At 60.2% G+C, this 19,604-nt stretch carries 14 protein-coding genes and 1 tRNA gene; 2 read left to right on the forward strand and 13 right to left on the reverse strand.

The window, feature by feature from the left end; genetic code table 11:
- Positions 1-4: 4 nt before the first annotated feature.
- Genes pknB through BN3002_RS09690 form a run of 7 tightly spaced genes read right to left on the reverse strand, consistent with a single transcriptional unit; the run spans position 5 to position 9,169 of the window.
- Complete coding sequence (pknB, locus tag BN3002_RS09660; RefSeq protein ID WP_058237651.1) at positions 5-1,999, reverse strand: Stk1 family PASTA domain-containing Ser/Thr kinase; 1,995 nt, start codon at positions 1,997-1,999, stop codon at positions 5-7.
- The gene (locus BN3002_RS09665; protein WP_058237652.1) at positions 1,972-3,687 is read right to left on the reverse strand and encodes a serine/threonine-protein kinase; all 1,716 of its coding nucleotides are present in this window, start codon (positions 3,685-3,687) and stop codon (positions 1,972-1,974) included. The genes pknB and BN3002_RS09665 overlap by 28 nt, the downstream gene beginning before the upstream one ends.
- A complete protein-coding gene (locus tag BN3002_RS09670) occupies positions 3,684-5,138 on the reverse strand; it encodes a peptidoglycan D,D-transpeptidase FtsI family protein (protein ID WP_058237653.1) in 1,455 nt (484 codons plus the stop codon). The genes BN3002_RS09665 and BN3002_RS09670 overlap by 4 nt, the downstream gene beginning before the upstream one ends.
- Positions 5,135-6,622 (reverse strand): FtsW/RodA/SpoVE family cell cycle protein, encoded by a 1,488-nt coding sequence (locus BN3002_RS09675; protein WP_082628641.1) that lies wholly within the window; start codon positions 6,620-6,622, stop codon positions 5,135-5,137. The genes BN3002_RS09670 and BN3002_RS09675 overlap by 4 nt, the downstream gene beginning before the upstream one ends.
- Positions 6,622-7,965, reverse strand: coding sequence for a PP2C family protein-serine/threonine phosphatase (locus BN3002_RS09680; RefSeq protein ID WP_058237951.1), 1,344 nt, complete (start codon positions 7,963-7,965; stop codon positions 6,622-6,624). The genes BN3002_RS09675 and BN3002_RS09680 overlap by 1 nt, the downstream gene beginning before the upstream one ends.
- Positions 7,966-7,970: 5 nt before the next feature.
- Positions 7,971-8,462, reverse strand: a complete 492-nt coding sequence (locus BN3002_RS09685) for an FHA domain-containing protein FhaB/FipA (RefSeq protein WP_058237654.1) — start codon at positions 8,460-8,462, stop codon at positions 7,971-7,973.
- Positions 8,462-9,169, reverse strand: coding sequence for an FHA domain-containing protein (locus tag BN3002_RS09690; protein ID WP_058237655.1), 708 nt, complete (start codon positions 9,167-9,169; stop codon positions 8,462-8,464). Before BN3002_RS09690 ends, BN3002_RS09685 begins: the two co-directional genes overlap by 1 nt.
- 253 nt (positions 9,170-9,422) lie before the next feature.
- Here BN3002_RS09690 and BN3002_RS09695 point away from each other — a divergent pair, with 253 nt between their 5' ends.
- Positions 9,423-10,961 (forward strand): polysaccharide deacetylase family protein, encoded by a 1,539-nt coding sequence (locus BN3002_RS09695; RefSeq protein WP_257525612.1) that lies wholly within the window; start codon positions 9,423-9,425, stop codon positions 10,959-10,961.
- A 118-nt stretch (positions 10,962-11,079) separates the two neighbouring features.
- On the opposite strand, the gene BN3002_RS11435 is transcribed toward BN3002_RS09695, so the two are convergent.
- The 6 genes from BN3002_RS11435 to nrdF all read right to left on the reverse strand — a co-directional run bounded on the left by BN3002_RS11435 (position 11,080) and on the right by nrdF (position 18,496).
- The gene (locus BN3002_RS11435; protein ID WP_058237657.1) at positions 11,080-12,573 is read right to left on the reverse strand and encodes a DUF4352 domain-containing protein; all 1,494 of its coding nucleotides are present in this window, start codon (positions 12,571-12,573) and stop codon (positions 11,080-11,082) included.
- A gap of 1,146 nt (positions 12,574-13,719) precedes the next feature.
- Positions 13,720-13,807: transfer RNA gene (locus BN3002_RS09705), tRNA-Leu, on the reverse strand.
- Between the two features lie 79 nt (positions 13,808-13,886).
- Entirely contained in the window at positions 13,887-14,717 is an 831-nt protein-coding gene (locus BN3002_RS09710; protein WP_058237658.1) for an energy-coupling factor transporter transmembrane component T family protein, read from the reverse strand.
- The gene (locus tag BN3002_RS09715) at positions 14,714-16,990 is read right to left on the reverse strand and encodes an ABC transporter ATP-binding protein (RefSeq protein WP_058237659.1); all 2,277 of its coding nucleotides are present in this window, start codon (positions 16,988-16,990) and stop codon (positions 14,714-14,716) included. Before BN3002_RS09715 ends, BN3002_RS09710 begins: the two co-directional genes overlap by 4 nt.
- A 49-nt stretch (positions 16,991-17,039) precedes the next feature.
- On the reverse strand, positions 17,040-17,333 hold the full coding sequence (locus BN3002_RS09720) for a heavy metal-binding domain-containing protein (protein WP_070728262.1): 294 nt from the start codon (positions 17,331-17,333) through the stop codon (positions 17,040-17,042).
- A gap of 194 nt (positions 17,334-17,527) precedes the next feature.
- Positions 17,528-18,496 carry a class 1b ribonucleoside-diphosphate reductase subunit beta gene (gene nrdF, locus BN3002_RS09725; RefSeq protein ID WP_058237952.1) on the reverse strand — a complete coding sequence of 323 codons (969 nt, stop codon included), beginning with the start codon at positions 18,494-18,496 and terminating at the stop codon, positions 17,528-17,530.
- Between the two features lie 452 nt (positions 18,497-18,948).
- On the opposite strand from nrdF, the gene BN3002_RS11205 reads away from it, so the two are divergent.
- Positions 18,949-19,299, forward strand: coding sequence for a hypothetical protein (locus tag BN3002_RS11205; RefSeq protein WP_058237661.1), 351 nt, complete (start codon positions 18,949-18,951; stop codon positions 19,297-19,299).
- Positions 19,300-19,604 lie beyond the last annotated feature (305 nt).

Below are 19,604 nucleotides of genomic sequence, written 5' to 3' on the forward strand. Positions count from 1 at the left end.
TTACTTAGTTGCCACTTTGAGAGCCTGAGGACGATCCCCTCGAGACGTACACCTTCACCGTGCCACCCTGGGAGACGAGCTGGCCTTCGCCGGGCTCAACGTTGACGACCATTCCCTTGGCGACATCGTTGCTGTCCATCTCGTACACATCCGGAACCAGTTTGAGTTCCTTGAGAGCGTTGACCACAGCTTCCTGGGACTGGCCGGGAAGGCCGGCAGGGATAGCCACATTTCCGGACGCAAGCTGCAGCGTGATTTCTGAATCCTTGGCGACTTTTTCACCGGCAGCGGGTGCGGAGGAGACGACACGATCCTTCGCCTGCTCGGCGGAATCGACGCTCGTGACGGATCCGACCCGCAGTCCGGCTGCTTCGATCGCGGAGCGCGCCTGCTCCTGGCTCATTCCGTTGACATCAGGAACGGCAACCTGGTTGCTGCCCGAGGACACGATGAGCGTAACCGTCGATCCCTTCTTGGCCATTTCCTTAGCCTTCGGTGAGGTTTCGACGACGCTGCCTTCAGCAATATCATCGGATGGCTTCTTCTGGTCGGAGACCTTTACTTCGAAACCGGCGTTTTCCAGGATTGTGCGCGCCTGATCCACCGGATTGCCGGTGACATCAGGAACGGGCTGGGAAGCTGGTCCCGAGGAGAGGAACACAGTAACTGACGAGCCTTCTTCGACCTGGGTGGAGGGCGGCGGATCAGACTGAGCGACGCGGCCTTCTTCCACATCTTCCGATTCGACGGGATCACCAATGGCGAAGACCAGCCCCGCACCTTCGACAGCCTGTTTGGCTTCCTCCTGCGTCATGCCGATCAGAGCATCAGGAACGGTGACCTTTTCAGGATCCTTGTTCGACTGCATGAGGGCGACCGCACCGATTCCCAGCGCGCCAATCAGAAGAATCACCAGTGCGACGATCAGACCTGTGCGCTTCTTGCGCGGTTCTGCTTCCTCCTCGGTCGCCACAGACGTGTCAGCGTACTGGGCACGGTTCCTGTTCGTATAGCTCGGCGGTGGTGGGGGAGGCGATGACATCTGCGACAACGGCATCGTGGCGGTCGCACCAGATGAGCTGCCCGCATTGGCCAGTGCGGCCGTCTCCCACACCTGGGTGGCAGGTGCATCCACGTCAGCACCGTGTACGGCCCGGATCAGGTCAGAACGCATCGATGCTGCTGAGGAGTACCGATCCTCACGATCCTTCGCCAGGCACTTCATCACCACTCGGTCAAGCGACTCAGGAATATCCGGTGTAATGGACGAGGGCAGCGGTGGCGTCGAGGAGACATGCTGATAGGCCACGGCAACGGCAGAATCTCCCTTGAACGGCGGCCGGCCTGTGAGCAGTTCAAAGAGGACGATGCCGGTGGAGTACAAGTCGGAACGCGCGTCGACCTGTTCACCGCGGGCCTGCTCAGGGGACAGGTACTGCGCCGTGCCGACAACCGCATTGGTCTGCGTCATGGTCGCCTGAGAATCTGTCAGAGCGCGGGCGATACCAAAATCCATCACCTTGACCTTGCCGTCAGTGGTGAGCATGATGTTGCCCGGCTTGATGTCGCGGTGGACGAGCGACTGCGAGTGGGAATATTCCAGTGCCGACAAGACGCCGGATACGATCTCGACCGCTTCGTCGATCGGAACCGGAGTGCCGTCAGCCAGCAGATCCTTAACGGTGTGTCCTTCGACGTACTCCATCACGATGTAGGGAACGGATACTCCCGAACCATCGGGCGTGGTGACAACCTCTTCGCCAGTGTCATACACGGCGACGATATTGGGGTGGTTCAAAGAGGCTGCCGCCTGCGCTTCACGGCGGAAACGGGTCTGGAAGATCGAATCGCGTGCCAGGTCTGTTCGCAGCATCTTGATCGCGACGATGCGACTCAGACGCGTGTCGAATCCCAGGCGGACTTCCGCCATGCCGCCTCGCCCGATGAGCGAGCGGATTTCGTAGCGTCCGCCTAGACGGTGGGCCATGGAATCGGCCATGTGTGAGCCTCCTCGATGATGAATTGACTCATCCCTAGGGGTAGAGACAATGATCCAAATCTATTGTAAAGGGTGGCAATGACGATCAGGACGATCGTGACAAAGATCAGTGCGATGATCAACGCCCGTCCCAGGACATCGCGCCGTGTCAGTGGCGGTGACACCTGCGAACGGTTGAAGCGCGTGGGTGTCGGCGAGCTCGCCTCATCGTGCTTGTTGAACCCGTTGCGCGCATTCGCACGGTCCACTGCGTGCCACCGGACGCGTGGGCGACCATCGGTCGACGAGCCAGATGTGTGCGCAGCTGTCGACGCACCGGATGCGCGATTCTTAGTCGAGGCGGCAGGGGAGTGCCCTGTCGACCCGGAGTGACTGCGGGACGCCTCATGCTTGGTGTCGCGTGCCTGCGCAGTGGCACGCGCGCTTTGTCGCCTGAGCGCTTCCTGACGCTCCTGACGTTGCCTACCGGCCTGCAGGCGGCGTTCATGTGCCTCACGTTCGCGCTCCGCTGTCGCCTGAGCTTCCACTTCTTCGCGTTGACGCTGCTCCTGACGCTGGCGTTCCTCGGCGCGCTGTTTGAGGCGAGCCACCAGTTCCCGTCGACGCCGCTCGCGGGGATCCAGTGGTTTGTCGAGGGCATCCTCGTCAATGGTGGTATCGATTGTCAGATCTAGAACGGGAGCGACAGACGTTGTTGCATCAGCGAGAGCAGGGCCACCCCCGGCAGGAGTCGCTGGCATGGCAGGCGTGGCTGGCGTGTCCTGGTGGGACGGCGCGATGACGGGCGGCTGAGCGGTGGTGTCGTCGGTAACCTCAAGGGCAGGAAGCGGGCGGGGAGCTGTCGACAGGTGCAGCGTGTGAGCAGCCTGAACCAGTTCACGAGCCAGAGCCGCACCGGATTGGGGACGAGACTTCGGGTTCTTCTCCAGCAGCTTCATCACGATCCGAGCAAACGGTTCAGGCACGCTGGATGGCAGCGGCGACACAGGATCATTGACGTGCGCAAACGCAATATCGACCTGGGTCTTTCCCGTGAACGGGCGCTTACCCGATGCAGCTTCGTAGGCAATGACACCAAGGGCGTACAGATCCCCAAGAGTTGTCGCCACTTCACCCATTGCCTGCTCGGGAGGCAGGTACTGAGCGGTTCCCATCACCATGCCTGCCGCTGTCAAAGCGGCCTGATCGGCAGTGCGGGAGATCCCAAAGTCGGTGAGTTTGACGACTCCGTCAGGCCTGATCAGGATATTGGCCGGTTTGATATCGCGATGCACCACTCCTGCCGCTGCCGCTGCGTGCAGAGCCATCGCCACCTGAATCATCATCGGAATGATGTCCCGCACCTCCAGGGTGCGCCCGCCGCGCAGGTAGTCCGTCAGGGGGCGGCCCTCGACCAACTCCATCATGATCCAGCCATACCCGCCGGCCTCGCCCGAATCCAGAACAGACGCAATGTTGGGATGCTCGATACGCATCGCGTTACGTGCCTCGATGCGCAGACGGGACAGCGGAAGCTGATGGCCGGACAGTTCCGGCCGCAACACTTTGGCCGCCACGATGTGCCCGGTCTGCTTATCACGTGCCTTCCACACTTCACCCATGCCGCCCTGTGCGATCCGCGTGAGCAGCATGTAGCGCCCGCCCAGCAAGTGTCCGGGCATGTAATGGTTATGCGTTGCTTCACTCATTGCAGGCCAGCCTCCATAACGGCACGTGCGATCGGACCGGCCGTGTCACCACCATGAGGTACAGGCTGTTCATCATCACCTTCCACCAAAACGGCTATCGCGATCTGCGGGTCGTCAGCCGGGGCGAACGCAACGGCCCACGCATTGGCCTTGCCGGACCCGTCACCCGTTTCCGCCGTGCCGGTCTTTGCCGCCACTTGCCAGTTGCTCAGCGCCATCAGGCCGCCCGTGCCGTACGTCTCATTCACCGTTGACACCATCATCGAGGTCAGCTGCGAGGCCACACCAGCGCTGATCGGTTCAGCAAGCCTGGTCGGTGTCATCTGCTGAGTGGACTGCAGATCGGCGTCCACGATCTCACGTATGAGCTGCGGCTTCATCATGACGCCGTGGTTACCCACCGCCGCGGCCACCATCGCCATCTGCATCGGGGTCACCTGGACGTCAAACTGTCCGATCGATGTGAGCGCCCGTTCAGGCGCATTGGCATCTTCCGGGTAACGCGAGGGTGTCACCGTCAGCGGAATGGACAGTTCCGTTCCGAATTGAAAACGCTTGGCCATGTCGGCCAGTGCCGTGTCAGGCAGCTGCTGAGAGGCAATGACAAAGGAGGTGTTGCAGGAGCGGGCAAATGCTTCACGCAAGGCAGGTTTTCCGTTGCCGCAGGTTGTGGATTCGATATTCGACACCGTCGTAGTGGACTCGGGCAGTGGTGTCTCCACCGGCGAATCGACGGGCGTATCGGGTGTCATGCCGTTTTCGAGCAGGGCTGCTGCCGTCAGGATCTTGAACGCTGACCCTGGTGCGTACCGATTTCCCGCGATCGCACGGTTCGTCAGCGGCTGCGCAGGGTCGGCAACCAGGGCGTCATAGGCGTTTTGAACAGTCTGAGCATCGAAAGAGGCCAGTGGATTGGGATCGTAGCTGGGTGATGAATACAAGGCCAGTACCGCTCCAGTTTTTGGGTCGAGGGCGACCACCGCGCCTTTCCTGGCACCGAGCGCTTCAGCTGCCACCCGCTGCATCTGTTCATTCAGTGTCAGAACCACGCCACCGCCCTGACGCTCCGACCCTGTGAACAGGGTGCGGATCCGATGCATCAGGAGGGCGTCCGACCGGCCATCCAGAACGTCTTCGGATGCGCGCTCAATGCCGCTGGCCTGAGAAAACACGGAAGAAAAGTAGCCAGTGACATGTGCGTAGAGCGGGCCTTGCGAGTAGTAGCGTTGGAAGCGTGCAGAGCTCTCCTCCTTTGAGGAAGAAGCAACGGCGTCACCACCGACGATAATGGGGCCACGATCGATTTCTGCGGCGTGCAAGATGGTGCGAGTATTACGCCCATCTGCGTTCAGGGATGGAGCCTGGAAGAACTGGATAGACGTTGCCGCGCATGCCAGGGCGGCAAACATGACAAGCATCAACAGGAACAATCTGCGGATCTGCGTGTTCACTGTGCCTCACCACCCTCAGATGCAGTGGCGGTTGTGCGGTGATCGGCACGTGCGGAGCGTGACTGAGCCAGCGCATTGTTACCGGCGTGGGAAGCGTGTCCACTGATCGCTGAGGAGGGGATCGGGCGGGTGGGGCGCCTCGCAGCATCGGAAATACGCACCAGCAACGCGATCATCACCCACGACGCCACCATCGATGATCCGCCGGCAGCAAGGAAAGGGGCAGTCAGACCGGTCAGAGGGATGACTCGCGTAATACCTCCCAGGACGACGAACACCTGAAGTCCCAGTGAGAAGCTCAAACCAGCAGCCAGTAGCTTGCCGAATCCGTCGCGCACACCGATGGCTGCGCGCAAACCGCGCTCAATCAAAATCAGGTACAGCAGCAAAATGGCCAGCAGCCCGGTCAATCCGAGCTCTTCAGCCAGTGACGACAAGATGAAGTCGGACTCGGCGTGGACCACGAGGTGCGGGTAGCCACGCCCCCAGCCGGTGCCCATCAGTCCGCCGGAAGCCTGACCGAAGAGGCCCTGGACGACCTGATAGGACCCCACTTGCGCGTTGTACACGTCATTGTCCAGGGCATTGAGCCATACGTTGAAACGGTTCTGAACGTGTGGGAACGCGCGTACTGCCAAAATAACGGCGGGAGTGAACATGACAACGCCGATCACCAGCCACGAGGGACGGTTGGTCGCCACGTACAGGATCGCCACGAACATGCCGAAGAACATGAGGGATGTGCCCAAGTCGCGCTGGAGTACCAGAATCGCGATGCCGATGAGCCACACCACCAGGATCGGACCGAGGTCACGTGCGCGCGGCAGGCGCATTCCCAGGATCTTCGGACCGCCGATGGCCAGTGAGTCCCGCTTGTTGACCAGGTAGCCGGCAAAGAAGATGGCCAGGGTGACTTTGACGAGTTCGCCTGGCTGCAAGCTGAGCGGCCCCATGCGGATCCACACGCGCGCGCCCATTTGTTCACTGCCGATGACAGGGAGCATGGGCAGGAGCAACAAGACCAGGGAGATCACTCCGAACGTGTACGTAAAGCGGCGCAGGAGGCGGTGATTACGCACCACGATCAAGGTGAGTGCTGCGGCAACCAGCGCGACACCCACCATGATGAGCTGCTTCGTGCTGGTCGGCATGAGGTGGCCACCAGATTCAGTGTCGTAACGCCCGAGCATGTCATAGGTCAGATCCAGGCGGTAAATCATCGCCAGTCCCAGCCCGGTCAATGCCACCGAGATCGGCAAGATGACAGGATCGGCGTAGGGTGCCAGCACGTGCATCCCGATTTCAGCGGCTATGGCAACCACCAGCAGGATCACGATATGCATCCCCAGGTTCGAGGGGATAACGCCGGTGCGGTTGATCGTCGTCAGCACGTAGCCGCCGATTCCGATGGCCAGTGCCACCACCATGAGCGCAATTTCCACCAGGCGTCGAGGACGTGTCGGTGCCACCATCACTGTTGCCATTACAGTGCCTCCACGTCGGAGGAATCACTGTGGCGGAGCGACTGTGGCTGCGGCTGGGTGCCCGACTGTGAGGAACGTGATGACTGTGGCCGGTCACCACCCGATTGGGCATCCGTACTGTCTGGTCCCTGGGCACTCACGGGTGCCAGCTGCGCAATATATGCGTCGATTTCCTCGCGTGAGGAACGGGTGACAGGTTCCTGCAGTCGTTCACGATCCACGTTATCGAGGGAAGCCAGCGAAATAGAGGTGACCTCCACGCGGTGCGAAAAGGCCCACGGCCCCAGCGTCTGAGGAATTCCCTGGTAGATGGCGACCGCCCCGTCCTCGCCAATCGCATAGTACTGCTGCTGTGACCAGCGGTATCCCAAAAAGCCTGCCAGGACCACAGCTGCTACGGCCAGCACACCCACGGCAATGGTCCACCACCGCATGCGAGGCCGCTCAGGTTCAGCGGCATCCTCGTCAGGATCTGAAAGTGAATGAGTCGAGGTTGATCGGGCCAGGGCCGCTGCGCGCGCAGCAGCACCGCCACCTCCGCGGGTGGGTGCCTGACGGTCGATCGCGGCAGCACCCACAATTTCAGGAGCAGTCTGGTTCGTTGTGCCTGCCGGAACAATATCCGCGATCACGCACGTCACATTGTCAGGCCCACCGGCACGCAACGCCAGGTCAATGAGCTTTTCGGCGCACTCGCCCGGATCTTCATACTCGGTCAGCACCGAACCGATCGTGTCTCCCGATACCACTCCGGACAGACCGTCTGAACACAGCAGCCAGCGATCTCCCACAACAGCCTGACGCATGGTTTCGTCAGGAACCACGCTGGCCTGCGAATCCCCTAGAATCTTCAGCACCACGTTGCGCTGAGGATGCTGTTCAGCCTCGTCAGGCGTGATCTGGCCACTGTCAACAAGGTACTGGACAAAAGAATGGTCAATGGTGACCTGCGTGAGGGTCTGGCCACGCATCACGTAGGCACGAGAATCACCAATATGGACCATCGCCAGTTTTGAGCCGGCACGCATGATCGCAATGCAGGTGGTTCCCAGACCCTTCAGCTCCGGGTCAGTTTCCGAGCGTTCACAGAGCTCATCGTGTGCATCCACCAGGCTGTCATGCAGGAGCTTGGCGATCGAATCAGCTGGATATGATTCCGAATCCAGGTGCGCCAGGTGGGCGATCGCGACGGATGAGGCGATATCACCGCCGGCCGGGCCGCCCATACCGTCAGCGAGTACAAGCAAATTGGGGCCCGCGTAGGCAGAGTCCTGATTGTTCTTGCGGACCAGTCCGATATCAGACCGGGCTGCATAGTGAAATTCGATTGCTTCAGGACTCACGACGCTCACCTGACCAATTCAAGCGTGGTTTGTCCGATGCGAATCGTCGTGCCGGGATGGACGACGGTCGGCTGTGTGATGCGCTCGTCGTCCACGAACGTGCCGTTGCGGGAGCCGAGGTCCTCGATGACCCATTCGCCGTCTTGTGGGGAGAGCATAGCGTGCTGCCCCGAGACGTACTCGTCCTCCAGCACCATGATGCAGTTCGGGGAGCGTCCGATGGTGATCTGGGCGGAGCCAAGTGTCAGAGTCATCCCGACCAGCGGGCCGCCTGTAATGAGCAGTGATCTGGGAATCAGTTCATCTGATGCGCGATCCTTGCGAGCTTTCTGCGACTTCTTGCGTCTCTTGTCAGCGGTACGCCGGCCCTTGCCACGAGGGGTGACAACGGTTCCGAAAATGTCTCGACGCAGCGTGGACACTGCGGCGAGCACCATCAGCCACAGCAGAGCCAGGTATCCGACGCGAAAAACAGTAAATGCCAGATCGCTTGTCATCACCGTTCCTCGTCAGCTGGTTCAGGATGGGTCCAAAACAGGATCCGGGTTCTGCCCACCGTCAGTTGGTTGCCATCCACCAGCGTAGCGGCATCGATGCGGTGTCCCTCCACAAAAGTCCCGTTCGTGGAACCCAGGTCTGTTGCGATGACCCCGGTGGGAGTGATGCGCAGTTCGAGGTGATGGCGTGACACGCCTGAATCGGTGATGACAATGTCGCAGTCTGAGCCGCGCCCGATCACGGTGACTGGTTCGGTCAGCAGCCAGCGGTCTCCATCCACATCGATGATCGGATGTTCAGGGGAAGCCTCGAGCACTGTTGCTGGAGCCACTGCGCCGCGCTCATTGGCAGCTTCAACGATGAGTTGCCCGGTCAGTTCAGATTCGTCTTCCTCGAAACTGACTGCGATGGGGCCAAGCAATGCATAGCCGTGCTGAGTGGCGTACTCTGTCGCGTCGCGTTCAAATTCATCGACGAGGACGGGCATGTCGTCACCGATGGATTCCAGATCCGTCACGGAGGTACGCACGACGAACTTATTGGGCGCGATGGTGCGGTCGGAGGAAACTTCCTGGAGGTTATCCTCCATGGCACGCCGGATTGCAGAATTCACGTCAACTGGCTTGAGGCCGGAACGAAAGACACGAGAAAAAACCGAGTTCACACCTTTTTCGACCGCGTTTTCGAAACGATCAAAGATGCTCATGGCGTCCCCTTCCCTTGCGTCACGCGTAACACGCCGATCACGCATGCACTACTGATGCAGTGCAAAGGCCAGTGTAACCGTGTCGGCGGAACACTCCTAAGCGAACATTCCGAAGAGGACAGGACCGACAGGACTTCAGCTGTCTGCGGCACAGAGTCGGTACTCATAGTAACGACAATACCGGCATGGTTGTGTCTAGTGGAACATAAAAGGGTGGATTCTGGCCGATTGGCTCGCTATCATCGGCGCCATGATGGCACTACGTGAATACAACGGCAGTTCCAACCGCCTCGGCCGGCACCGGTGGTGCACCGCCCTGGCGTGCGTCGCTGTGCTCACGGGGCTCACGGCGTGCAATCCTGGTTCTGGGGACACTGCGCCGTCGGGCACACAGGAATCAGGCCAGTCTGCTGCGTCAAGCGCACCCCAGCCTGGCCCGCCCACCTCACCTGCCGGGATACGGTCCCACGTCGCTGACATGCCTGAGGCGCTTCCCGCTGATGACCCGCAGATCGGTCATGTCATTGACCGTTCGTCCACGGCAGACATCCCTGTGACTTGGCCGGGTATCCAGGGATTCGACGACGTCAACGCGTTCATGGAGCAGCGGGCCCTCGAGATGGCATCCTGGCCGGATTCTCAGGAAGTGCGCTACGACGTGTCCTTCGCTGCGGGGCAGTGGATCGGGTTCGTCCTCGAAGCCATCACCGGCACCGACGACGGCGAGGTCACGCGCTCGTCATCATGGATCGTTGATACCCAGGACCAAACGGTGGCGCCTGCGGCCGCCCTCGTCAATGAGGATGAGCGGGTGCAGCTGTTCCCTGCCGCCAAGCGTGCGTTGCGTGAGGCAGATCGAGACCCGGGAACCTATCAGGACGCGTTGGCCAGGCTCGGCTTGCGTACGAACGAGGCGTGGCATGGGCCAGATGATGTGCGAATCGGCCAGGACGGCTCATTTGCGCTGATCCTGAACGCTGATAGTGGAGTGAACGCTGATCGCGCGGTGCTGGAAGTGTCCCCCGATCAGGCTGCCGAGGTGTCGAGCGACCTGGGTCGCGCTGTAACTGCGGCGGTGACAGGAGGCGCGGAATTTGCTGGGCTTCCCCAGCCCGAACCGCCATTCGTTCCCCTCGAGCCGCTGCCCGCAGATGGATCAGGTGTGATGGGTATGGTTCCGACCGAGAATGTGGATTGCAGTGCGGCGCAGTGTGTGGCGTTGACGTTCGACGATGGTCCCGATGCGAACCTGACGCCAAAACTGCTCGATGTGCTTGCATCGAAAGGCGTGCACGCCACGTTCTTCCAGTTGGGACCCAGTGTGGCGGCGCGCCCGGATATCACCGCTCGCGCTGTGAACGAAGGGCATGTGGTGGGGTCGCATTCCTGGTCGCACCCACAGCTCGACACGTTGCCGGTCGAGGGGATCCGTGATGAGGTAGCGCGCTCGCGGGATGCGATTCAGCAGGCCAGTGGGCTGTTGCCGGCGCTGATGCGTCCTCCGTATGGAGCGACCAATGACAAGGTAACCGGCGTGCTCAGTGAGGCGGGTCAGGCAGCGATCTTCTGGGATGTGGATTCTGAGGACTGGAAGAACCGCGACGTCAAGAGCACGACCGATCGGATTATGGCGACTGTGCGCGCCGGGTCGATCGTCCTGATGCACGACGTTCACCCTTCGACCATTGAAGCTATCCCGGGCATCATTGATCAGTTGCAGCGCCAGGGCTTCACGCTGGTCACAGTGCCAACGCTGCTCGGTGGCGTGAAGGCTGGGCAGTCGTATTATTAGGGGGCTGGCGCTGCCGCGGAGGCAGCGTTACTGGCGAGTAGGTGGCCGGCGGTCATGCTTACTCAGCAGGCGGCAATTGGCCAGCCTCGCAGCATCCCGCTGGCGCTGCAGGCATTGCCTAGTGCGTTGAGACGTACGCGATGCTCGTTCCCAGGACATCTGTCACCTGAAGAACACCGCTCGCACCCGCTGGGATCTGGATAGCGACGCTACCAGTGCCTTGCTGTCCCGGTTCAAGGTCCAGAAGGTAGTACGAGTCCTCCAGACCCACGAGGTTGTCATAGTCGTAGTACGTCTGGCCTGCCTCGTCGATGAAGGCGAATGCCAGGAAGGGCAGGGTCTTTTCAGTGCCCTTGTTGGTGAAAGTGACATTGAGCAGGGAGTAAACCGTGCCGTCATCCGGAGGAGTGTTGAACATATTGCCGTTCACAATTTGGTCGGTGGCGTCGGGATTGAATGAATTGATCGCCACGTCCCACTGGCCAACGGTGATGGTTTCTCCCAGTGCTGCGGGATTGTCTCTCGAGGTTTGGGGCGAACTTGCCGTTCCGGGGGTGGGCATCTGTCCAGGCTGCTGTCCTGCCTGACCTGGGTCTCCTGATTGCTGGGGCGTGGTCGGAAGAGGCACGGTAGGTGCTGGGGCAATGGGGCTACTTTGCGGATCTTGATCCTGAGTTTCTGTCGCCGAGGGTTGTTCCTGTTCGTCGACAGTCTCATCAACGTCAGACAGATTGGCCATGACAAAGGCGACGACCAGAGCAATGAGTGCCGAAAGAACCGTCACTGCCAGCGCGATCAGTGCGCCGACGCGCGGCTGGTTCTTTAGGAAGAGCGCGACGAGGGAGCAAATAAACGCGACGCCGAGGATGACCCACCCTACGATCTGCGTCACTGGAATGACAGAGAGGATCAGGCCGAGGACTGCAAGGCCAAGCGCAACAAACGCGACGATGTTGATATTCTTCGTTCCACCGGATTGGTTTGGTTGTGACCATGAGCCACCAGGGCCTTGAGGCCCCTGCGGCCCGTAGGGCCCTTGCGGACTGTTGGGGCCCTGCGGACTGTTGGGCCCCTGCGAGCCATATGGTCCCTGTGGTCCGTACGATCCTTGCGGATTCGTGGGGCCTTGCGAACCGTATGCTCCCTGTGGGGTATAGGGCCCCTGTGGGCCGTTTTGCCATGACGGGGTGGATGACCATTGAGAATTGGACGATGACCACTGCTGATTGTGTGACCACTGGTCGTTGTAGCCTGGCCCGTTTTGCCCCGGTTGGCCCGGCTGTCCCGGCTGTCCCGGCTGTCCCGGCTGTCCCGGCTGTCTTGCCGAGTTGCCTGCCCATTGCTCATGTGCAGGTGGCATCTGCGCTGTTTGCTGGTCGCGGCTCCAACGGCCGTAATCTCCGTCGGAGTTCGAGCCTTGTGACGTGGGACCTTCGGGGCTGAACCGGCCATCGCCGTCCTGGCTCAAGCTATTCGCGCCTTGTCCATTCCACTGTGCCGTCTGATCTGGCTTGGACTCGAATTGGCGTGCGTTGTCGAAACCGTAGGGACTACTGCCGTATCGCTGGTGCGAGTTGGCGTCGTTACCTGTCGGTGGGCGTGAATTCGTCATGATTCATCCTTCGTTCTACGACATTCGTGCAAGTGCGGTAGATCAGATGCGTGGGCGTGGAACCCAAAGTGGCTCTTTGATTGAGGTCTCAATTCACTTTAAGCGTATCGCCAACAGAGGCATTATGACGGGCGAAGGTGAAAGTTCCCGATGTGTGCCCGTCGAGTACCTGTCGTTACCGTTCGAACCTGGGGTGGTGGGTGGATTCGTCATGGACTGTCCTCGATCAAGTGGGTGAGACTCTAGGTGCGGATCAACAACGAAACGGGCGCCCATTAAGCTTCGGCGCCCTCTTTATGAGCCTATCCCTTTTGGTGACATGACACAGAAAAACGTTGCTCGCATATGTCGACGCATCGGCGTCCAACACGAACGTCCCTCGAACCTCGTCGCACTGTCAACGCTGATCTCTGAATCGATATCTCCCCGCGAGCATGGCTCTGCCGCAGTACGTGAGTATGCGCGGCGTGTCGCGCTTTGCTCTTCTCCCTGCGTCTCCGCGACCCCTTTTCTCGTGCGCTCATGCGACAAATCAGCCGCCGATGCAACACAACACCCTAGATCTTCGTGCCTGCGTTGCACATTCCCCTAAATCTTCACGGTCTTGATGCACATTCCCCTAGATTTAACGCGAAAATTGCACATACCCCTAGCTAAAGTCGGCACCCCAAAAGGACAAAACCTATTTCCGCAGGTCAGCCGTCAGTAGCTTCCGGCGACCTCGAGCCTCACGCGTTAAATCTAGGGGATTGTGCATTTTTACAAGACTTTTTAGGGGTATGTGCACGAGGCGGGCTTAAATCTAGGGGTATGTGCACGAGGCGGGCTTAAATCTAGGGGTATGTGCACGTGGAGGGTTTAAATCTAGGGGTATGTGCACGTGTTGGTGCGCGCGGCAGGACAGCAGTGGCATCCCCGCCCGAAGGATCTGCGGTCATGACACACCCAAAAAGGCTGGGCCGGACACTAAACACCCCGCGACACGCCCACCCCATACACACATTTCGGGCATTAACCCCAAAAAGACGGTGAAATGCAGAAAGGCCAGCAAGATGTGGAAACGCCGGCAGTGTACTGAAACGCGGCGATATACAGAAAGATCGGGACACCGCCAACACAATGTCAACGATGTCCCGACACATCACATGGTGCGCGAGGGGGGAGTTGAACCCCCACTCCATCAACTGGAACACGGACCTGAACCGTGCGCGTCTGCCTATTCCGCCACTCGCGCGTTGCTATAGAAGATTACGAGGCCGAGGGTGTCTTCGTCAAACCGAATCCACCACAAGAGGTGTTGAGACCAGTCACATTCACTGCCACGGGACACCGGAGCGGAAGATGACGGAGATGACGGTTGCGGCAAGAACCAGGACCAGCCCGATGATGTCTGGCCAGCGAAAACGAACTCGATCGCGCTCAACTGGCGGGATTCCACCGCGCATTGTCATTGCCCTGCCGGTGTCATCGGCACGTCTCGAGGACGCGGATAACGTTGCGGTTGTCATATCCACGATCAATTTGAGCTGACCGCGAAATGTCATCATCGGCCCATCATCTGTCCAGCGCAGGCGCACGGCGTCGAACACTGCCTGCATCTGGTCGCGCACGGTCGACAGACCTCGAAGCGCAAAACTTGCCGCCATTACCCACTCGTCGACGGGAGCTCGAAACCACGTGAGGGGGTGGAGCAGTGTTCGAAGTGCCGGGGCGATTCGTTCAATGGGTGTGGTCCACACGAGCAGCAGTGATCCGAGGATCACTTCGACCATGACGAGGAAGGCGCGGACGAAAATCAATGCACCGCCGCCGATCGCGGCCCCGATCATGCCGCCAATGAAGCCGGCCCAGATCCAGGACGGCAGGCGCGGCCGTGCCGAAATGGGCATGCGTCCGACAACAGCCGCAACCAGGAGACACACGCCGACCGCCGCGACAGTTGGCCACTTGGGAAGCAGGACCAGCAGTGTCGTCAGAATTGCCAGGCAGATGATCTTCGTGCCGACCCACATGCGCGTCAGGGGAGATTCCCACGGCAGCGGGCGGGGCAGTGCCAACGTAGGTGATGGGCGAGGGCGCCTGTGCGTAGCGGCAGATCCGCGAACACCTGTGTTGGATGGCGTATTGCGTGCGAATGTACTCATGACAGTTTCCCTTCGACGAGGGAAAGGTGCCGGGAGCACACCTGATCCAAACCTTCAAAATCGTGCGAAATCACAATAATTCCCATGCCGCGATCCTGCCGGCGTTTCAGCGCGCTGATGACCAGTTCACGCGATGTTGCATCCAGGCCCGCCAGAGGCTCGTCAAGCACAATGAAATTCAGGTCCGCTGCGAATAATCCAGCCAACGCGACGCGTCGCATCTGCCCGCCGGAGAGTTCATCAATACCGCGCCTTTGCAACTCACAGTCCAGTCCCACTTCCGCCATCGCGCGGCTGACCACGTCGTCGACCCGCTCTGTGTCGTCAGGGTCGATGTTGGCGGCCGCGGCAATGTCCAGACGCACGGACGGGCGTTGGAGCTGAAGTCGGGCGAATTGCATCGACATGCCGATGGATCCGACTTGCTGGCTGGAGGGCTTGTCGCCCAGGAGGCAATCTCCCCAGGTGGGAGGCATCAGTCCTGTCATGATGCGTGCCAGTGTCGATTTGCCCGACCCGTTCTCACCTGCGATCAGGACACTCTCACCTGGCGCAACGTCCAGATTAATGTCAAAGAGGACCTGCTTGTGCCACGGGGTCCTCACGTCGTAGGCGTGCGACACGTCGTGCAGTGTCAGCGCCGGGGCGAAGTGATCCCCCCACCGTTTGAGGTGGGACACGATGTCGTCAGCCTCATCGTCGGTGGAGATCAGAGGCGTGACTGGTGCGGTGCGAACCGCGGATGGGTCACCCTCGTCAATGGGGGAGTCGTGCACGCTGCTGGCTGGCGGGCGGGTGGGAGAGGCTGTGGAATCAGTAGCATCGTCGGTGGGGACGGCCACGACATCGGCAGCGCCGCTGGTGAGGTGGCAGGTCAGGGAGCCAGATGCGCCGGTGGTCGTGCTGTCGGTGAGCGGACTGGTCGGGTCGGTGGGAGCACCATCGAAAGTGACGTGACCGTTGTCGAGTGTGATCAGCCGGTCGGCCCGTGCCGCTTCAGTGAGGTCGTGGGTGATGTGAACGACGGTTGTGCCGGTGCGGGGCAGGTCAGCGAGGATGGCGATCAGTTCGGTGCGCCCCTGCTGGTCGATCATGGCGGTTGACTCGTCCGAGATCAGCAGGGCAGGCTGGCGTGCCAAGGCTCCGGCCAGTGCGAGTCGTTGCAGTTGGCCGCCCGACAGGTGACGTACCGGCATCGCGGACAGGCCAGGCAGACCGACCTGATTCAGAAGAATGTCGAGGGGGAGCGCGGCGCGCTCGTCGGAACTCATACCCCACAGGATGTCTTCTTCGACCGTTTCGCCCAGCGATGACAATTCGGTGCGTTGAGCCAGCAGTGCGACCCCGCTATGTCGACCCAGTCCGATCCGGCCGGGCCGCTTCACGGAACCGGCGCTGTGGCGCGCACCGGCAAGAATGGATGCTAGGGTCGACTTTCCAGATCCGTTCGGCCCGGCGATGACGACGAACTGGCCGCGGTCGATGGTGAGGCTCACGCCGTCAAGCGCGTCGCGCGTGGCGCCCGGATAGTGCATGTGGACGTCGGTGAGCGTGGTGGGCAACGGCTGGATCGGGGCGGCATCCTCGTCGACGCGCAGTGGATCTAATGCATTGCCCTGCGGAATACGGGCGAGGACGTGACCCATCAGCCAGTGCGCAACGGTCAATGTGAGTGCGAATGCGAAAAGTACGGATACCGGCAGCCATGCCCACCAGTAGGCCACCATCCAGTCGGTGAAGGTCAGGAACAGGTCGGACATCGGGCGGGTGAGGCTCCATCCGGATAACAGCCGCGCGTAGCCTTTGACCGAGACTCGCACAGATTCAAGCGTGAGTTCCCGCAGGTCGGTGAGCAGCCATAGCGTCAGGTCAGTGAGTGCTCCGAGGATGACTCCGACAATAATGCCGATCAGGAATGCGAATCGGGTGCGGATGTGTTTGCGGTGGAGTGCTCCGACGATCCACCCTGCCAGTGTCGCCTGGATTGCGGTCAGTGCGGTGTTGACTCCGCCGAGGATGGCTCCGATCAGGCAGGTGGTCAGCACGGTGGTCAGTGATGCACGAGGGCGGAGCCTGACCGCAATCATGGCGATCGGGATTGTAGCGATGAGCTGCAGGAAGTTGTTGAAGAACGGCAGGATGGTAGCGCCGACACATGCCACGATTGCCAGTCCGGCAAGCACTCCGCATGAAGCAAGTTCAACCGGTGTGAGCGCGCCGGTCGGGCGTGCGGTGCCTGCCGTGGATCGCGTGTGAGAACGGTGTGATGACAATTGTGTATCCACTGACAGGAACGGCAGGATGACAGGAGGCAGTCTGAAATCAGAGGGTGACGGCTGTGCCGGTTGCTGTGCAGATCAGAGTGCCTTGCATGCAGGTGTAGTGCATCTCAACACTGATCACGGCGTCAGCTCCGAGGAGTTCGGCACGCTCGCACATTTGGTTGACAGCATTTTCAAAAGCGGTCTGCAGGTTTTCCTCGCCTCTTTTGCGTCCGCCGTTGAGCGCTTTCAGCATTCCGCTCGCGGGGAAAGATGAAACAGTTTCACCTGATACAAGGCCGATGTAACGCGTGATCGGCTGACCTTCGATGGACGGTGTCGTCACTGCGAGCATGTTGTCTCCCATCTATTGACGCAACGATTCGGCAGGCTGGCAATGCGACTGCCATGGGCGCCCGCTGCGCCCGAGCCGACCAGTCGGGCGGCCTGAATCCACTTGTATCATTCCACGTGCGCGCCGCGCGCGCACTTACAGTGCGTGCGCCGTCTTGTTTACCGCCAGGCAGCGTCTGGGTCTGTCAGGGGTTGTCAGAAATCCCAGTCTTCGTCCTCGGTGTCGACGATCTCACCGATGACGTAGGAAGAGCCGGAACCGGAGAAGAAGTCGTGGTTTTCGTCGGCATTCGGTGACAGTGCTGCCAGGATCGCCGGGTTCACATCGGTTTCATCATGCGGGAACAGTGCCTCATACCCCAGGTTCATCAGAGCCTTGTTCGCGTTGTAACGCAGGAACTTCTTGACGTCCTCGGTCAACCCCAACGGGTCATACAGCGACTCGGTGTACAGCTCTTCGTTTTCATACAACTCGAACAGCAGTGAGAACGTGTAATCCTTCAGTTCCTGACGGCGCTTCTCATCGGCCTCGTTGACAGCCAGCTGATACTTGTAGCCGATGTAGTAGCCGTGCACGGCTTCGTCACGAATGATCAGGCGAATCAGGTCGGCGGTGTTGGTGAGCTTGGCGTGCGCCGACCAGTACATCGGGGCGTAAAAGCCGGAGTAGAACAGGAAGGATTCCAGCATCGTGGACGCCACTTTGCGTTTTTCTGGGTCGTCACCGTCGTAGTACGACTTCACGATGTGTGCCTTGCGCTGCAGCGGTTCGTTCTCACGCGACCAGCGGAACGACTCATTGATCTCCTGTGTGGACAGCAGTGTGGAGAAAATCGACGAGTATGACTTGGCGTGAACTGACTCCATGAACGCGATGTTTGTGTAGACCGCTTCTTCGTGGGGGGTGCGCGCATCAGGAATCAGGGAGACGGCACCGACGGTGCCCTGCAGCGTGTCCAGCAGGGTCAGGCCTGTGAACACGCGGTTCGTCATGGTCTGTTCATCCTCGTTGAGCGTCTTCCACGACTGAATGTCGTTGGACAACGGGATTTTCTCAGGCAGCCAGAAGTTACGAGTCAGACGATCCCATACCTCTTCGTCTTTTTCATCGATGATCTTGTTCCAGTTAATGGCTTCGATCGTCTCATTCTCTGATGCATGAATGGGATCCACAGTTGTTCCTCCTCAATCCTGGTGATGTCGCACATGCACGCCACTAGCCCAGCCTACTGGTCTGAGCGTCGAAAAGACACGCCCGCCAGATGTGATGTGGCCGTGTCTAGTGCACCTCGCACCCGCATTCGCATTGCCTGTCACTGTCGTCGTCGTGGTCAGCGCCCGCAATCCTCGCAATCATGTGGGCAGTGGGCGTCCTGTCTTGAGCTCAGCAAACCGGACACGTGCGCCGTTTCCATTCCAGCAACGAGGGCTGCCATCAGCGCGGCCAGATCCGTGTGCGCACATCTCTTGCCCGCAGCTCTGCGATTCTCGCCGCGCCGAAAGATAGTTTTCTCGATCCACACTGTTGCAGCCGTCGTCACAGCAGTAATGCCGACCGCGGCTCCAATAAGTGCAGGATTTTCCTGCAGAGTTTCTTGAAGGGTGTCCAATGCCTGGTGGTGGCCACTGCGGTGATCGCCGTGGCGATGATGTTCTGTGCTGCAGCCGCACTGGTCGTGATCGCAATGCTGTCCGTCGTGGTGTCGATTGCCCGTACAGCCGCACGATCCGTCGCTCTGGCAGTCGCACTCCTTGTGTGGTTCAGGCTCCAACGTCCGATTCGGGTCGAGTGGGCCAGCCTGATCCTTGTCGATCAGCGGAACGGTACGCTCACCAGCGGCTGCGGCACCTTCATCCGATCCGCAGCCACATTTGCCCTTTCTTTTGCCACACGCGCAGCCGTCCTGACCTTTACCGCAGCCACATCCATCGTTTTCACCGCAATTGCAGCTCTTGCCCTCGCATGAAGCATCTTCGTTGCAGCAGGCGCACGCGCCCCCCTCGTCACAATTGCCGACGAACGCGCGGTGATCCTCACAGCTGAACATTGACGCCAATGCGGCTGTAATTCCGTCCAGGAGCCCGGCCTTCAACACGCCGCGAACAGGTCGTGAGCGCACGAAGTCCGGCATGGCATACCACGCGAGCGTGCCACCCGACATCAACGCGACATAACCGAGTTTGCGCGGATCACTCAGCGCCTGCTCAATGCGGTCAAACGCAGAGCTCCCGCCAACATCCGTGCTGGTTGAACAGTCGTGATCGCGGCAAT

Origin of the sequence: Actinomyces ihuae, assembly GCF_001457875.1 — a bacterium.
GTDB lineage: Bacteria > Actinomycetota > Actinomycetes > Actinomycetales > Actinomycetaceae > Pauljensenia > Pauljensenia radingae_A.

What these genes read in the sequence shown, in the direction of transcription:
- pknB (WP_058237651.1), bottom strand. Translation starts at nt 1,999, where the DNA reads ATGGCCGATTCCATGGCCCACCGTCTAGGCGGACGCTACGAAATCCGC.
- BN3002_RS09665 (WP_058237652.1), bottom strand. Translation starts at nt 3,687, where the DNA reads ATGAGTGAAGCAACGCATAACCATTACATGCCCGGACACTTGCTGGGC.
- BN3002_RS09675 (WP_082628641.1), bottom strand. Translation starts at nt 6,622, where the DNA reads ATGGCAACAGTGATGGTGGCACCGACACGTCCTCGACGCCTGGTGGAA.
- BN3002_RS09685 (WP_058237654.1), bottom strand. Translation starts at nt 8,462, where the DNA reads ATGACAAGCGATCTGGCATTTACTGTTTTTCGCGTCGGATACCTGGCT.
- BN3002_RS09690 (WP_058237655.1), bottom strand. Translation starts at nt 9,169, where the DNA reads ATGAGCATCTTTGATCGTTTCGAAAACGCGGTCGAAAAAGGTGTGAAC.
- BN3002_RS09695 (WP_257525612.1), top strand. Translation starts at nt 9,423, where the DNA reads ATGGCACTACGTGAATACAACGGCAGTTCCAACCGCCTCGGCCGGCAC.
- BN3002_RS11435 (WP_058237657.1), bottom strand. Translation starts at nt 12,573, where the DNA reads ATGACGAATTCACGCCCACCGACAGGTAACGACGCCAACTCGCACCAG.
- BN3002_RS09710 (WP_058237658.1), bottom strand. Translation starts at nt 14,717, where the DNA reads ATGAGTACATTCGCACGCAATACGCCATCCAACACAGGTGTTCGCGGA.
- BN3002_RS09720 (WP_070728262.1), bottom strand. Translation starts at nt 17,333, where the DNA reads ATGCTCGCAGTGACGACACCGTCCATCGAAGGTCAGCCGATCACGCGT.